This window comes from Sphingomonas sp. R-74633 (assembly GCF_013416555.1).
Classification (GTDB): Bacteria; Pseudomonadota; Alphaproteobacteria; order Sphingomonadales; family Sphingomonadaceae; genus Sphingomonas.
In genome coordinates, this window is the sequence record NZ_JACCFG010000003.1 from 201,694 (window position 1) to 216,369 (window position 14,676).

Sequence of the window (14,676 nt, forward strand, 5' to 3'; positions counted from 1 at the left end):
TCAGGCAACCATGCGAAATCCTACATTGCTACTGCTCGTGGATCAGAGCGCCTGTGGGGCTCCGTCGCGCAGCACATGCGTGCAGAGCTGGGCTTCGGGCGTGTCGTCGGCTTCGAGTGCCGCGACGGTGACCCAGCCCTCTTCGCGCAGCTTCGCGGCCATGCCGGCGGGCGTGCCGAGCGGCAGGAACAGCCGCTGCCGCTCGCCCGCGCCAATGCCCGCGTCGAGGATCGGATCGGCATAGAGCGAGAAGCCGACCGCGGTCTCCTCGCGACCATTGCCGTGGAGGATCGTGTACGTACCGCCCCGGCCGATCTCGCCGCGAATGCCCTTTGCGAACAGCGAGAAGCCGAGCCAGCTCTGATATTCGAAGCCGTGACGCTCGGTGGGATCGAGCGTGAGCGCGGCCTGGCCCTCGATGCTCGCGGCGATCGCGGCAAGGCCGTCGAGCCGGGTGGCGAGCGCCTTGCCGGCATCGATCGCGCGCAGGCGCTCGATCGCGGTATCGAATGGCCCGGCAGCCTCGATCAGCGGCAGATAGCGCGGGTCGATCGCGGCGACGCCGGCGGCATCCTTGGCGTCAAGACGGTCGCGCAGCGTTTCGAACTGGGCCGCCGTCAGGCTGTCGCCCGCCAGGCAATCGACCAGGTCGGGCAAGGTGAAATCGAGCGCGATGCCCTCGACGCCGCCGGCCTGCAGCGCCTCGATCGCGACGCGCACGACTTCGGTGGCGGCGGCGACCGTGTCGAGGCCGATCAGCTCGGCACCGATCTGGCGGGTGGCGCGCAGCGGATCGAGCTCGGAAGCCGAGAGCTTCATCACCGGGCCGGCATAAGAGAGCCGCACCGGTCGTGGATGGTGGCCCATGCGGGTGGCGGCGATGCGGCCGACCTGCGCGGTGAGGTCGGGGCGGATCGCCAGCGTGCGCTGCGACACCGGATCGACGAAGCGCACCGCATCGCGCAGCCCGCCGGCGGCCTTCAGTCGCGCGCTCAGTTCGTCGGCGAACTCGGCAAGCGGCGGATCGACCTGCTCATAGCCATAAGCGCGCGCGACGCCGAGCACGCGAGACTCGAGGCGCGTCGCGGCATCGGCCGCGGGAGGGAGGCGATCGTGGAAGCCTTCGGGTAACAGTCCGCTCAAAAGCCCTCTCCCCTTTGGGGAGAGGGTTGGGAGAGGGGCAGTGCGGCAAGCGCCGCGCCAATGGCATGCGCCACCCCGTCCAGATTGCTCCCCACTTCGTAGTTCGTGAACCGGATCACCTGATATCCCTGCCCTTCCAGCCACGCCGTACGCCGCGCATCCTTGGCGTCGCGCGACGCATGCGTATCGCCGTCGATCTCCACGATCAGTCCGCGAGACCGGGCGGCGAAGTCGGCGATATACGGCGCAATTACCACCTGACGAGCGAATTTCACGCCTTCGAACTGCTTGGCACGAAGGATGCGCCACATGGCAGCTTCGGTAGATGTGGGATTGGCACGCATTGCTTTCGCTCGCGCGAGCAACTCCTTGTCGGTCTGCGGCACTGCCCCTCTCCCAACCCGCATCGGGTCGGCCATGCCCCCGGCATGGCCTGAACAGCGCGGGGCGCTGTTCACCCGATGCGCCCCGATGGGGAGAGGGCTATAAGAGTCAGAACGTCAGCGCCATTGCCGTCTTCACGCCCGGGAGTGCGCGGAGCTTGGCGAGCAGGTCTTCGCTGACCTTGTCGTCGAGCGAGAGCAGCAGCACCGCTTCGCCACCGGCTTCGCGGCGGCCGAGGTGGAAGGTGCCGATGTTGACGCCCGCCTCACCCAGCGTGGTACCAAGACGGCCGATAAAGCCCGGCGCGTCCTCGTTGACGATGTAGAGCATCGGACCGGCAAGATCGGCCTCGACCTTGATGCCGAACAGCTCGACCAGGCGCGGCGCCTGGTTGCCGAACAGCGTGCCGGCGACCGAGCGGGCGCCCTGTTCGGTGCCGACAGTGACGCGGACGAGCGTGTGGTAATCGCCTTCGCGGTCGTGGCGGACTTCGCGCACGTCGAGCCCGCGCTCCTTGGCGAGGAACGGCGCATTGACCATGTTCACCGTGTCCGAATGGACGCGCATCAGGCCGGCGAGCACCGCGCCGGTGATCGGCTTCTGGTTCAATTCGGCGGCGGCGCCTTCGCTCTCGATCGCGATGTTGGTCAGCGCGCCGTGGGCGAGCTGGCCGACAAGGCTGCCGAGCTTCTCGGCGAGCGCCATGTACGGCTTGAGGCGCGGAGCTTCCTCAGCCGACAGGCTCGGCATGTTGAGCGCGTTGGTGACGCCGCCCGAGACGAGGAAATCGGCCATCTGCTCGGCGACCTGGATCGCGACATTGACCTGGGCTTCGGTGGTCGAGGCGCCGAGATGCGGAGTCGAGACGAAGTTCGGCGTGCCGAACAGCGGGTGCTCCTTGGCGGGCTCCACCGCGAACACGTCGAGCGCGGCACCGGCGATATGGCCCGATTCGAGGCCTTCGCGAAGCGCTGCCTCGTCGATCAGGCCACCACGCGCGCAGTTGATGATGCGCACGCCGCGCTTGGTCTTGGCGAGGTTCTCGGCCGAGAGGATGTTGCGGGTCTGGTCGGTCAGCGGCGTGTGCAGCGTGATGAAATCGGCGCGCAGCAGCAGGTCGTCGAGATTGACCTTCTCGACGCCCATCTCGATCGCGCGCTCGGGCGTGAGGAACGGATCGAAGGCGACGACCTTCATGCGCAGGCCGAGCGCGCGATCGGCGACGATCGAGCCGATATTGCCGGCGCCGATCAGGCCGAGCGTCTTGCCGGTGAGCTCGACGCCCATGAAGCGGTTCTTCTCCCACTTGCCGGCCTGGGTCGAGGCATCGGCCTCGGGCAGCTGGCGGGCGAGCGCGAACATCAGCGCGATGGCGTGCTCGGCGGTGGTGATCGAGTTGCCGAACGGCGTGTTCATCACGACGATGCCGGCGGCCGAGGCGGCGGGGATGTCGACATTGTCGACGCCGATGCCGGCGCGGCCGATGACCTTGAGGTTGGTCGCGGCGTCGAGGATTTCCTTGGTCGCCTTGGTCGAGCTGCGGATGGCGAGGCCGTCATACTGGCCGATGATCGCCTTGAGTTCCTCGGGGGTCTTGCCGGTGATCTCGTCGACCTCGACGCCGCGTGCGCGGAAGATCTCGGCGGCCTTGGGGTCCATTTTGTCGGAAATCAGTACCTTGGGCATGGATTTGCTCCTGCTTCGCTCCCTCTCCCCTCCGGGAGAGGGCTGGGGAGAGGGGAAATGTGTCTTGAAACGGTGATGGAGCGAGGTGACGCACGCGTCCTGCCCCTCTCCCAACCCTCTCCCCGGTGGGGAGAGGGCTTTTAGAGATCAGCCGGCTTTGGCTTCGGCGTAGGCCCAGTCGAGCCAGGGGGCGAGCGCCTCGATATCGGCGGTGTCGACGGTGGCGCCGCACCAGATGCGCAGGCCCGGCGGGGCGTCGCGATAGCCGGCGACGTCATAGGCCGCGCCTTCCTTCTCGAGCAGGCCGGCGAACTTCTTGATGAAGGCTTCGTCGGCACCCTCGACGGTGAGGCACACGCTGGTCTTCGAGCGGATGCCGTGCAGCTCGGCGAGGTGGCCGAGCCACGGCCGCGCGGCGACGATCTTGTCGAGCGCGGCGGCATTGGCGTTCGAGCGGGCGATCAGCCCGTCGAGCCCGCCCAGGCCCTTGGCCCATTCGAGCGCGAAGATCGCGTCCTCGACAGCGAGCATCGAAGGGGTGTTGATCGTCTCGCCCTTGAACACGCCTTCGGTCAGCGCGCCCTTGGAGACGAGGCGGAACACCTTGGGCAGCGGCCATGCGGGGGTATATTCGGTGAGGCGCTCGACCGCGCGCGGGCCGAGGATCAGCACGCCGTGCGCGCCCTCGCCGCCCAGCACCTTCTGCCAGGAGAAGGTGGCGACGTCGATCTTGTCCCAGGGCAGGTCGTAGGCGAACACCGCGCTGGTGGCGTCGGCGAAGGTCAGGCCCTCGCGGTCGGCGGGGATCCATTCGCCGTCCGGAACCCGAACGCCGCTCGTGGTGCCGTTCCAGGTGAACAGCACGTCGGTCGACCAGTCGAGCACGTCGAGATCTGGGAGCTGGCCGTAATCGGCGCGGACGACGTTGGGCTCGAGGCGGAGCTGCTTGACCGCGTCGGTGACCCAGCCCTCGCCGAAGCTTTCCCAGGCGAGCGTGGTGACGCCGCGGGCACCGAGCATCGTCCACATCGCCATTTCGAAGGCGCCGGTGTCCGAGCCCGGCACGATGCCGATGCGGTGGGTGTCGGGGAGGCGCAGCGCCTCGCGCATCAGGTCGATGCAATATTGAAGGCGGGTCTTGCCGATCTTCGAGCGGTGCGAGCGGCCGAGCGACTCGGTGGCGAGCTTCTCGGGCGACCAGCCCGGAGGCTTGGCGCAGGGACCAGAGGAGAAATAGGGACGCGCCGGCTTGGTGGCGGGCTTTGCGACGGGCGCAAGAATGGCGTCGGTAACGGTCGAATCAGTCAATGTAGTCTCTCCTTACAGAGAGCGCGCGCGGCGTTGGGACCGCGTGGCCCGTCGACGGCCCTAGCGGCGAGCGCGTGAAAGTCAATTGCGCAGAATCGCGGCTGCGCGCAGTTTTATGACGTTAACCATGTGGCACCGAGAGGATGCTATGATGGCCGCCATGCGCGTTTTTGGCCTGTTCCTGCCCCTCCTCTTCCTCGCCGGCTGCATGTTCGGCGGCGACGATCGCCCTGCCCCGGCGCCGATTCGCCCGCGCGCCTCGGGGCCGATCACCTTGAACGGCCCGACGCCGCGCGAGGTGCAGCAATGCTTCTCGGATTTGTCGCGCGAGCAGGTGCGCTATTCGCCGTTGCCCGACCGCGATTTCGGCGGGGGCTGCGTCGTCACCGGCGCGGTGCAGCTGATCGACATCGGGGTGCCGGTGACCGGACTCAAGTCGATGAAGTGCGGGCTGGCGCGCAATTTCATCGCCTGGGTGCGCTTCGCCGTCGCCCCGGCAGCGCGGCAGATCCTCGGCAGCGATCTGGTCAAGGTCGAGACCTATGGCACCTATTCGTGCCGCGGGATCATCGGCGGCGGGCCGCAAACGACCAACCGGATGTCGGAGCACGGCCTCGCAAACGCGGTCGATGTGTCGGGCTTCATCCTGGCCGACGGGCGGCGCGTGACGATCGAGCGCGACTGGCGGACGGGCGACCAGCAAGTCCGCGCGTTCCTCGACACGATCCACGGATCGGCCTGCAAGCGCTTCGCCACGGTGCTGAGCCCGGACTATAACGCGGCGCACTATAACCACCTCCACCTCGACATGGGGCGTGGCCCGTTTTGCCGCTGATTGCAGGGCGCCGAAGATCGGCCTAAGCCGGTCTAAATGAGCGATACGAAAGTTCCGAGCCGCGTTTTCCGCCCTGCCCAGCAGGAAGTCGAAAACGCCAACACGCACAGCGGCACGCCGCAGACCGAACACCCCGCCTACCGGCTCGCCTTCCAGGACATGGACTTCCTGCTGCGCGACGACCTCAGGCCGATCCGCTTCCAGCTGGAGTTGCTCAAGCCGCAGCTGCTGCTCGACGAAGCGCATATCAAGTCGACCTTCGTCATCTATGGCTCGGCGCGCATCCCCGAGCCCGAAAAGGCCGGCGCGCTGCTCGAACTGGCCGAGACGCCGCAGCAAAAGATCATCGCCGAGCGGCTGGTCGAGAAATCGAAATATTACGACGTCGCCCGCGAGCTCGCGCAGCTCGCCTCGAACTTCCCGCTCGACGAGGCGGGGAACCGGCACTTCGTGGTGACCTCGGGCGGCGGCCCGTCGATCATGGAAGCGGCGAACCGCGGCGCGCGCGACGTGGGCGCCGACACGATCGGCCTCAACATCCTGCTCCCGCACGAGCAGGCGCCGAACCCCTATGTGACCCCCGGCCTGTCGATGCAGTTCCACTATTTCGCGCTCAGGAAGATGCACTTCCTGCTCCATGCGCGCGCCGTGGCGGTGTTCCCGGGCGGCTTCGGCACGTTCGACGAGAGCTTCGAGCTGCTCACGCTGATCCAGACCGGCAAGATCGAGCCGATCCCGGTGATCTTCTATGGCCGCGACTTCTGGAACCGCGTCGTCAATTTCGAGGCGCTGGTCGAGGAAGGCGTGGTCTCGCCCAAGGACCTCGACCTGTTCCACTTCTGCGAGACCGCGGAAGAAGGCTGGCAGATCGTCCAGGACTTCTGGAAGGACCGCGACCATACGGTGATCGCACGCCCGCGTCCCGGGATCGACAAGCCCGAGTGATTGGCCCGAATGCGCCTCAGGCGAGGGTGAGGTAGAGCTCCGCCTCGATCACCCATTCGCCGGCGAGCAGGCGCCATTTGGCGGTGTAGCTGCCCGACGCCTGCACCGCCCCGCTCGCGGCCGACACGCCCTGCCAGGCGCCATGCTCGAACGCGATCGGTTCGACCGGGTAGGCGACGATCGTCTCCGGCGTGCGGGCGTAGATGCTGCGATCGGCCGCGGCGAATTCGCGCTTCCACGCAAGCAGCTGCGCCTTGCGGCCGGTGATCAGCGCCGAATCGGTGCCCGCAACCAGCACGACATCGGATGCAAGGATCGGGCCGATGGCGGCGAGATCGGCGTCGGCCAGCGCGCGGTTGAACGCGGCACGGCGCAGGCGAATGGCGAGTTCGGGAGTGGGGAGCATGTCCCCAACTAGCTAGGCCGAGCCGAATGCGTCCAGCAGCGCTTCACGGCGCGGCTCGAAATCGACCAGCCCCCATTTCGCCGCCACTTCGAGCCCGACGATCGCGTCGGTGCGCGTGCTGACGCGCATCGGCTCGAGTTCGCGCCGCGTATCGGCGCTGAGGAATACCGCGACATCGGGCGTGGTCGGCGCATCAGCGGGCTCGTCGACGACGACCGCGAGGCGCTGGCTTTCGAGCAGCACCAGCGAGCCGACCGGAAACACGCCGAGCAACGCGCGAAAGGCACGCAGCACGCGCGGATCGAAATGGCCGGTCGTGCTCATCATCCAGTCGAGCGCGGCGCCGGGCGACCAGCTGCGCTTGTACGACCGGTTCGAGGTGACTGCGTCGAACACGTCGCACACCGCGGCCATACGGGCGTGGATGCTCAGCGTCTCCTGCGAGATGCCCGACGGATAGCCCTTGCCGTCGATCCGCTCGTGATGATGCAGGCAGACGTCGAGCGCGATCTCGGACTCGATCCCCGAATCGCGCAGCAGCTCATAGCCGCGCAGCGTGTGCGCCTGGACCCTGGCATATTCGTCGAGGTCGAGCGGGCCGGGCTTGTTGAGCAGCTCGGCATCGATGCGCGCCTTGCCGATATCGTGGAGCAGGCCGGCCAGGCCGATCTCCTGGGTAAGTTCGGGCGGCAGCCGCAGCTCGTTGCCGAGCGCGAGCATCAGCCCGCAGACCGCCACCGAATGGAGATAGGTATATTCGTCGTGCAGCTTGAAGCGGGTGACGCTGGGCAGCGCCGTGGGGCTGCGCGCCACCGAGGCGGCGATCGCCGAAACGACCGGCGCGAGATTGGCCGCCTGGAGCTTCCGGCCGAAGCGGATCTCCGAGAAGGTCTCGGTAACGGTATCCTTGGCGAGGCCGACGATCTCGCGGGCACGGTCGCGCTCGACCGCGAGGCTTGCGGGCTTGGCATTGGTGTAGAGCTTGGTGGCGGAGAGCCGGCGTGCGGGAGCCGCGCTGGGGCGCGAAGCTTCGGCCTGCGGCTCGGCGGCGCCAAAGTCGCGCCATTCGCCAGCGTTCAGTCCGTCCTGATCAGCGCTTCGCCCCGTTGGTTGCGAAGGCTCCATGTAGCCCCCCGTCGGTTACAGCCTTACTTTTCAGGGACTTCTTACGCAATTTTGTAACATAAGATCAATCACCCAAGCTGCCAAATTGGGTCGATCACAGGCCTGGCGCTGCTCAAATTGGCGAAGGCCTGCAGCATCTGCTCGAAATGCAGCGCAATGCGGCGATTATTGTCGATATGCCGGTCGCTGAGCAGCACCGCGACCGGCACCATCACGCCATTGCCTTTCCGCACGATCATGCCCTGTTCGATCAGCGCATGGACGCGGCGGCGGATCGTCTCGAACGGCAGGTCGATCGCGCGGGAAAGCGCGCGCAGCGAGATCGGCACGCGCAGCGCATCGGGTGGCGGCATGTCCTCGCTCGAATAGAGTTTGGCGAGCTGCGGATCGTGCGTGACGCGGCGGATATTGGCAGCGGTGATCGCCGCCATGATCGTGCCGGCGGTGACGTCGCCATAAAGCTCGGTGAGCGTCTCGAGCGCGCGCAGGCTGAAGGCGAGGATCAGCCGCTCGATCACCCCGGGCGGCAGCGATGCCGTGCCGGCGTCGATCGCGCGGGTGGCGGGCGCATAGCCGGCATCGGCGAGCATCCCGAGCGTGCGCAGGACATCCTTCGCATCGTCAGCCGCAAGGCGCGCGAGGACGCCGGTCTCGAAGAAGCTGGGCGCCACGCTAAAGCCCGCGGGGCCGCGCACCAGCAGCCCGGCCTCGACCAGCTCTGCCGCACGCCGGCGCACCGTAGTGTGCGGCAGGCGCATCGAATGGGCGATGGCGGTGGCGTTGACCGGCCGCCCGAGCGTCTCGGCATCCTCGACGCCGATCCAGCGCCCGGAGACGGGATCGCGATAGGGATGATGGGCAATGCTGCCGCCCAGCACGACTTCGAAGACGAAGCCGGCGAGCCGCTCCTGCGGCACCAGCGCCAGCCCGCGCCGGCTACGGCCCAGCAGCAGTTCCGACACCTGGCGCGCGACGAGCCGCGTCGACAGCTTGCGGGATTGCGAGGTGGGCATGGCGGTTCAGCGCATCCTTGCGAACCGGAGGATGCAAAAGCGCCGCGGAATCACCCGCGGCGCTTTGCATTCCTTCACGGCGGGACCGTCCTTAGACGCCCTTCTTCTCCGCCTGCGCCTTGGCGGCGGGGTCGGTCGAGGGCGTGCCCGCGGCCGGCGTCGCCTGGTTCGAGAGGTTGCCGCCGGCAGCCTTGTCGTCGGTCGCATTGCCCTCGGCAGGCGCGGCAGCCGCGGCCGGTGCGGCCGGCAGCGGCAGGTTCGAGCCCTGGCTGTTGAGATAGGCGATCACGTTCGCGCGCTCCTGCGCATCGGGCAGGCCGGCGAAGGTCATCTTGGTGCCCGAGGCGAACTTGCGCGGGTTGGTCAGCCACGCGTCCATCTTGTCGAAGTCCCAATTGCCGCCGACGCCCTTCAGCGCGTCGGAGAAGGCGAAGCCGCCCTTGCCCTGGCCGATCGGCTCACCGAGGGTGGCGTAGAGATTGGGGCCGACGCCGTTGGGGCCGCCCGAGGCGACCGAGTGGCACGAGGCGCACTTCTTGAACGAGGATTCGCCCTTGGCGACGTCCGCGCTGGCGAGGCGGGTGGCGATCGGGGCCACGACCTCGGCCGCGCCATCGCCCGATTCTTCCACACCCTCAATCACATAACCCATGTGCTCGGGGCGCTCTGCGCGAAAATACGTGCTGCTCACGATCGAGAGCCCGAGCGCGGCAATGCCGCCCGCAAGTGCCCAGCCCGCGATCGTATTGAACCGATTGTCCATGAAGTGCCCCTGCGGAATAGTTGCGTTCCTTTAAAGCGGGCAACGCAACGAAAGCAAGCGGGGCTTGCGGCCTGAAGTCCTGGCGGCTAGCCCCCGCGCGCCATGGAAAATTTCGCAAGCCCGGCGCGCAAGCTCGTTGCCGAGATGACAGAAGCCGCCGCCAACACCCCCGTTCGCGCGGTCGCCTTTCAGGGCGCGCCCGGCGCCAACTCGCATATCGCGGTGCTCGAAGCCTTTCCCGACGGCCTGCCGCTCCCCTGTTTTTCGTTCGAGGACGCGATCGACGCGGTGAAGGAAGGCCGCGCCGGCTGCGCGATGATCCCGATCGAGAATTCGCTGCACGGCCGCGTCGCCGACATCCATTTCCTGCTGCCCGAATCGGGGCTGTCGATCATCGGCGAGCATTTCCTGCCGATCCGCTACGGGCTGATGGGCCTGGGCCCGATCGAGGGCGTGCGCCAGGCGATGAGCCATCCGCAGGCGCTGGGCCAGTGCCGCCACTGGCTGAAGGCGCAGGGCATCTCGCCGCTCGCCTATCCCGACACGGCGGGTGCCGCCGCAGTGGTCGCCGAGCAGGGTGACGCTGCCGTCGCCGCGCTGGCGCCGCCGGGTGCGGCCGCGCTCTATGGCCTCAAGATGCTGGGCGAGGACATCGCCGATGCCGAGCATAACATGACTCGCTTCGTGATCCTGGCGCGCGAGGCGCAGGTGGCAGACGAAGGCCCGGCGATGACCACGCTGATCTTCGAAGTGAAGAACGTACCCGCCGCGCTCTACAAGGCGCTGGGCGGCTTTGCGACCAACGGGGTCAACATGACCAAGCTGGAGAGCTACCAGCGCGGGGGCAGCTTTGCGGCGACCGAATTCTATGCCGACATCGTCGGCAGCCCCAGCGAGGCACCGGTTGCCCGGGCGCTCGAGGAACTGAAATTCCACACCAAGTGGATGCGCGTGCTCGGCACCTACCCCCAGGCGCGCGAACGCGCGTAGCGAACACCGACAGGAGCGAAGTTGACGCCGGAACGCGGTTTCGGCGCGCGAAACCATGCGCTTGACTCATGCGACGATCTATTGTGTATAGACAACATATCGTCATCTGAGTCGTTTTAATGCCGCAAATCCACAACCGTATTGCCCTGTTTCGTGCCGAACGCGGCATGAGCCGGCGCGAACTGGCCGAAGCGGTGGCGGTGAACCCCCAGACGATCGGCTATCTCGAGCGCGGCGACTACAGCCCCAGCCTGGAGCTGGGCATGAAGATCGCCGCGGTGTTCGGCGTCTCGGTCGAGCTGCTCTTTTCCTTCAGCCCCTTCGAATCGGTCGCGAGCGCGTTGCGCCGCGCGGCCGAGTGAACGCGGAGATTTGCATGTCCCGTTTCAATCAGCGTCTCTTCGCCCGGCTCGATGCCGCAGCCGAGCATACCGGCATGCCCGCGCTCGCCCGCCACGAGATACGGCGCCGGCACTTGCGCTGGGTACCGATCGTCGCGCTGGCGATCGCGATCGGCGGCTGGGCCTGGGGCCTGGCGCGGCCGGACAGGGCGTATCTCGGCTATGCCGCGATCTCGGTGGGATTCGCGATTGCGGTGTTCCTGCCGATCTTCGGGCCGATCAAGCCTTGGGGCGGCGGCAAGCTGGCCGACGAATATGACCGCCAGCTACGCCAGCGCGCCTTCCTCTACGGCTTCGCCACGGTGACGTTTGCGGCCTTTGGCGGTATCTGGCTGCTGCTCGGGCTGGCGCTGATCGACAATTGGAGCCGCGAGGCGCTGATCACTCAGATCGCCTATTTCGACTATATGCTGTTCGTCCTCTACCTCGCCGTGCCGACGCTGCAGGCAAGCTGGGCGACGCGGCCGGTGGAGGACGACTAGGCCCCTTCCGCCCAGGCGGTGAGCAGGGTGAAGGCGATGGCGTAGGGCGGCGGCCCGCCGAACGGAGCGTCCGGATCGCGTGCGAGCGACTGGCGCACTTCGTCGCGGGTGAACCAGCGGGCGTCCTCGAGTTCGTGCGCGTCGATCGCGATGTCGTCGTTGAGCGCCTCGCCGATACAGGCGACCATCAGCGACGACGGGAAGGGCCAGGGCTGGCTGGCGACATAGCGGACCTTGCCCAAGCGGATTCCGGACTCTTCGAACGTCTCGCGGCGCACTGCCTCCTCGATCGCCTCGCCGACTTCGAGGAAACCGGCCAGCGCCGAATAGCGGCCCGGCGGCCAGCTCGGCTGGCGGCCGAGCAGCACCTTGTCGCCGCGCTCGGCGAGCATGATCACCACGGGCTCGACGCGGGGGAAATGCTCGGCGCCGCAATTGGGGCAGTGGCGCCCCCAGCCGGCATGGGTGATGCGCGTCGGCGATCCGCAATTGGCGCAGAAACGGTGGCGGCCATGCCAGAATACGAGGCTGCGCGCGGCGGCATAATTGGCGGCATCGGGCGCGGCGAAACGGTCGAGCAGCGCGAACATCGCCGGCGAACGGCCCATCGGCACCGCTTTGTCGTCCGGGATGGCCGAAGCGAAGCGGGGCACGCCTTGGTCATAGCCGAGGAAGAGCAGCTCGCCGCGGGCGTCGGCCAGGTCGGTCCAGGTCAGCCGGCCGTCTTCGTCGAGCACCGGATCGAGCCCGTCGAGCACGAGCAGCCGCGCGCCTTCATGCGCCAGCGCCGCTTCGAGCAGTTCGGGCTCGTGGCGGACGCGGTCGGCGCGGTCGAGCGTGTTGCCGGTAAAGCCGGGCAGACTCATTTAGCGAGATCGGCGTAGATCGCCTTCGAGACTTCGCGCTTGAGCGGAGTGTCGCCGAAAAGGTTGATCATCGCGACGCCGCGGACCTTGTGGACCGGATCGACCCAGGCGATCGTGCCGGCCGCCCCGCCCCAGCCATAGGTGCCCTTGCCCGGGCCGCTCGGCATGTCGTTGAGATAGACCGAACCGCCCGCGCCAAAGCCCATCTGCGCGCCGGTATCCTTGGCGGTTTCGTTGAGGATCGAGGTGTCGGCGCCGGCGGGCAGCAGGTTCGACATCGCGGTCGCGACGGTCGCGGGCTTGAGGATGCGCGCACCGTCGAGCTCGCCGCCGTTGAGCAGCATGTGGAGGAAGCGGTCATAGTCGCGCGCCGACATGACGAGGCCCGCGCCGCCATAGGGGAATTCGGGCTTCTTCAGATAGATCGAGCTCGCTGCCGGATCGGCGGCCACGCGCTTGTCGCCGATCGGGGCATAGACGGTGGCGAAATTGCCGGCCTTGTCCGCCGGCACGGTCCAGTAGCTCTCGGTCATCTTGAGCGGTGCGAAGATCCGCGTGTTGACGAACTGGTCGAACGGCATGCCGCCGGCGACTTCGATCACCCGGCCGAGAATATCGAGACCGATCGAATAGCTCCACTTGGCGCCCGGCTCGGCGATCAGCGGCAGCGTCGCGGTGCGGTTGGCGAACTCCTCGAGACTGTCCGGGCGCGCCGCGGCCATCTGGACTTCGAGCTGCTCGTTCACCTGCGCCGGGTTGATGCCGAGCTTGTTATACTCGTCGAGCAACGGCCCCTTGGTGATGATGTTGTAGCCGAGGCCGGCGGTGTGGGTGAGCAGGTTGCGCACCGTGATCGGCCTGGTCGCCGGGCGGGTGGTCAGGTCCTTCGCGGGATCGACCAGCACCTTCATATTCTTGAACGCCGGGATGAAGTCGCTGATCGGCTGGTCGAGGCTGAGCTTGCCTTCCTCGATCAGGATCATTGCGGCGATGCCGGTGATCGGCTTGGTCATCGAATAGACGCGCCACAGGCTGTCGACATCGGCCTGGTGCGCGGTCGGCTCGTCGGCGACGCGGCCTTCGCTGACCACGGTGACGGCGCCGTCGGGACGGCCGGCGAGGATGACGATGCCGGGCACCTTGCCCTCGGCGACATAGCGCTTGGCCAGCGCGGTCTCGGCGGCGACATTGGGCGCGGCGGGGGGCTGAGGGGCGGTCTGCGCGAAGGCGGGCGACGCCAGCACTGCCAGGCCAAAGCCGAAACCGATCAGACCGCGCATAGCACTCTCCTGAATGTCCTTGCCGCCTTGGCGAAGACCGTGGGCAATCCGGCCGATTCAATCTCGGCGATCGGCCACCATTCGCCCGCGACGGCGGCGCCTGCATGCGACGGGATCGTTGCAGCCGCAAGTCTGACATCGAGGTTGAAATGGGTGAAGCCGTGAGTGACGCTCTCGTCGAGCATCTGCCAGCCTGCCGGCACCGGCGCATCCGCCAGCCCGGGCGACGAATCGGTCCAGGGGCCGGTCGGCAGCGCGCGCATCCCGCCGAGCAGGCCCTTGTCCGGGCGGCGAACAAGCAGCACCTGCCCGTCGCGCTCGAGCCAGAACATCGTGCCGTGGCGCTGCGGCTTGGGCGCCTTGGCCGCCTTGATCGGGAAACGCTCGGGCGCGCCGGTCGCATAGCCGTCGCAATCTTCGCGAAGCGGACACAGCAGACACTTTGGCGCGCGCGCGGTGCAGATCCCGCTGCCGAGGTCCATCATTGCCTGGGCGAAATCGCCCGAGCGCGTATCGGGGGTGATCGTGTCGGTGAGCGCGTAGATTTTCGCCTTTGCGCCGGGCAGCGTTTCTTCCACCGCGAACAGCCGCGAGACGACACGCTCGACATTGGCATCGACCACCACGGCGCGCCGCCCGAACGCGATCGAAGCGATCGCCGCCGCGGTATAGCCGCCGACCCCGGGAAGTTCACGCAAGCCCGCTTCGGTGTCCGGAAAGTCGCCGCGCCGCGCGACTTCGCGGGCACAGGCGAGCAGGTTGCGGGCGCGGGCATAATAGCCGAGCCCGGCCCAGGCGGCCATCAGGTCGGCATCCCCGGAAGCGGCGAGCGCCTCGACCGTAGGCCAGCGCGACGTGAACTTGTCGAAATAGGGAATGACGCTGGCGACCTGGGTCTGCTGGAGCATCACTTCGGAGAGCCAGACGCGATAGGGATCGGGCGCATTGGCGCCGGGCCGCGCGCGCCACGGCAAGTCGCGGGCGTTGCGGTCATACCAGGGGAGCAGCGCAGCGGCGATTGCGCGAGGGGCGTTGTCGGGCACAGGACC

16 protein-coding genes are annotated in these 14,676 nt (G+C 67.5%); 5 read left to right on the forward strand and 11 right to left on the reverse strand.

What is annotated here, in order from left to right; all coding sequences use genetic code 11:
- Positions 1-42 precede the first annotated feature (42 nt).
- The 4 genes from HZY97_RS11080 to HZY97_RS11095 form a co-directional block, all read right to left on the reverse strand.
- Entirely contained in the window at positions 43-1,143 is a 1,101-nt protein-coding gene (locus tag HZY97_RS11080) for an ATP phosphoribosyltransferase regulatory subunit (protein WP_180143536.1), read from the reverse strand.
- A complete protein-coding gene (locus HZY97_RS11085) occupies positions 1,140-1,562 on the reverse strand; it encodes an endonuclease domain-containing protein (RefSeq protein ID WP_257215009.1) in 423 nt (140 codons plus the stop codon). Before HZY97_RS11085 ends, HZY97_RS11080 begins: the two co-directional genes overlap by 4 nt.
- 73 nt (positions 1,563-1,635) lie before the next feature.
- Positions 1,636-3,213, reverse strand: a complete 1,578-nt coding sequence (gene serA, locus HZY97_RS11090; RefSeq protein ID WP_180143538.1) for a phosphoglycerate dehydrogenase — start codon at positions 3,211-3,213, stop codon at positions 1,636-1,638.
- 147 nt (positions 3,214-3,360) lie between these two features.
- On the reverse strand, positions 3,361-4,521 hold the full coding sequence (locus tag HZY97_RS11095) for a phosphoserine transaminase (protein WP_180143540.1): 1,161 nt from the start codon (positions 4,519-4,521) through the stop codon (positions 3,361-3,363).
- Positions 4,522-4,672: 151 nt separating this feature from the next.
- Here HZY97_RS11095 and HZY97_RS11100 point away from each other — a divergent pair, with 151 nt between their 5' ends.
- Together HZY97_RS11100 and HZY97_RS11105 are read left to right on the forward strand one after the other, a co-directional pair.
- Entirely contained in the window at positions 4,673-5,356 is a 684-nt protein-coding gene (locus HZY97_RS11100) for an extensin family protein (protein ID WP_257215010.1), read from the forward strand.
- Between the two features lie 36 nt (positions 5,357-5,392).
- Positions 5,393-6,301, forward strand: coding sequence for an LOG family protein (locus HZY97_RS11105; protein ID WP_180143544.1), 909 nt, complete (start codon positions 5,393-5,395; stop codon positions 6,299-6,301).
- Between the two features lie 16 nt (positions 6,302-6,317).
- Here the strand turns inward: HZY97_RS11105 and HZY97_RS11110 are convergent, their stop codons facing one another.
- From HZY97_RS11110 to HZY97_RS11125, 4 genes are all read right to left on the reverse strand, one after another.
- On the reverse strand, positions 6,318-6,707 hold the full coding sequence (locus tag HZY97_RS11110) for a DUF4440 domain-containing protein (protein WP_180143546.1): 390 nt from the start codon (positions 6,705-6,707) through the stop codon (positions 6,318-6,320).
- Positions 6,708-6,719: 12 nt separating this feature from the next.
- On the reverse strand, positions 6,720-7,832 hold the full coding sequence (locus HZY97_RS11115) for an HD-GYP domain-containing protein (RefSeq protein ID WP_180143548.1): 1,113 nt from the start codon (positions 7,830-7,832) through the stop codon (positions 6,720-6,722).
- Between the two features lie 68 nt (positions 7,833-7,900).
- Positions 7,901-8,845, reverse strand: a complete 945-nt coding sequence (locus tag HZY97_RS11120; RefSeq protein ID WP_180143549.1) for an Lrp/AsnC family transcriptional regulator — start codon at positions 8,843-8,845, stop codon at positions 7,901-7,903.
- Positions 8,846-8,936: 91 nt separating this feature from the next.
- The gene (locus tag HZY97_RS11125) at positions 8,937-9,608 is read right to left on the reverse strand and encodes a cytochrome c family protein (protein ID WP_180143551.1); all 672 of its coding nucleotides are present in this window, start codon (positions 9,606-9,608) and stop codon (positions 8,937-8,939) included.
- A gap of 102 nt (positions 9,609-9,710) precedes the next feature.
- Between HZY97_RS11125 and HZY97_RS11130 the strand changes: the two genes are divergently transcribed.
- The 3 genes from HZY97_RS11130 to HZY97_RS11140 all read left to right on the forward strand — a co-directional run bounded on the left by HZY97_RS11130 (position 9,711) and on the right by HZY97_RS11140 (position 11,481).
- Positions 9,711-10,598, forward strand: a complete 888-nt coding sequence (locus HZY97_RS11130) for a prephenate dehydratase (protein WP_180143553.1) — start codon at positions 9,711-9,713, stop codon at positions 10,596-10,598.
- A gap of 119 nt (positions 10,599-10,717) precedes the next feature.
- Positions 10,718-10,960 carry a helix-turn-helix transcriptional regulator gene (locus HZY97_RS11135; protein ID WP_180143555.1) on the forward strand — a complete coding sequence of 81 codons (243 nt, stop codon included), beginning with the start codon at positions 10,718-10,720 and terminating at the stop codon, positions 10,958-10,960.
- 14 nt (positions 10,961-10,974) lie between these two features.
- Positions 10,975-11,481 (forward strand): hypothetical protein, encoded by a 507-nt coding sequence (locus tag HZY97_RS11140; protein WP_180143557.1) that lies wholly within the window; start codon positions 10,975-10,977, stop codon positions 11,479-11,481.
- On the opposite strand, the gene nudC is transcribed toward HZY97_RS11140, so the two are convergent.
- The 3 genes from nudC to HZY97_RS11155 are packed head-to-tail and all read right to left on the reverse strand — an operon-like array spanning position 11,478 to position 14,670.
- Complete coding sequence (gene nudC, locus HZY97_RS11145; protein WP_180143559.1) at positions 11,478-12,347, reverse strand: NAD(+) diphosphatase; 870 nt, start codon at positions 12,345-12,347, stop codon at positions 11,478-11,480. The genes HZY97_RS11140 and nudC overlap by 4 nt on opposite strands.
- Entirely contained in the window at positions 12,344-13,627 is a 1,284-nt protein-coding gene (locus tag HZY97_RS11150; RefSeq protein ID WP_180143561.1) for a serine hydrolase, read from the reverse strand. The genes nudC and HZY97_RS11150 overlap by 4 nt, the downstream gene beginning before the upstream one ends.
- The gene (locus HZY97_RS11155) at positions 13,615-14,670 is read right to left on the reverse strand and encodes an A/G-specific adenine glycosylase (RefSeq protein WP_180143562.1); all 1,056 of its coding nucleotides are present in this window, start codon (positions 14,668-14,670) and stop codon (positions 13,615-13,617) included. Before HZY97_RS11155 ends, HZY97_RS11150 begins: the two co-directional genes overlap by 13 nt.
- Between the last annotated feature and the right edge of the window lie 6 nt (positions 14,671-14,676).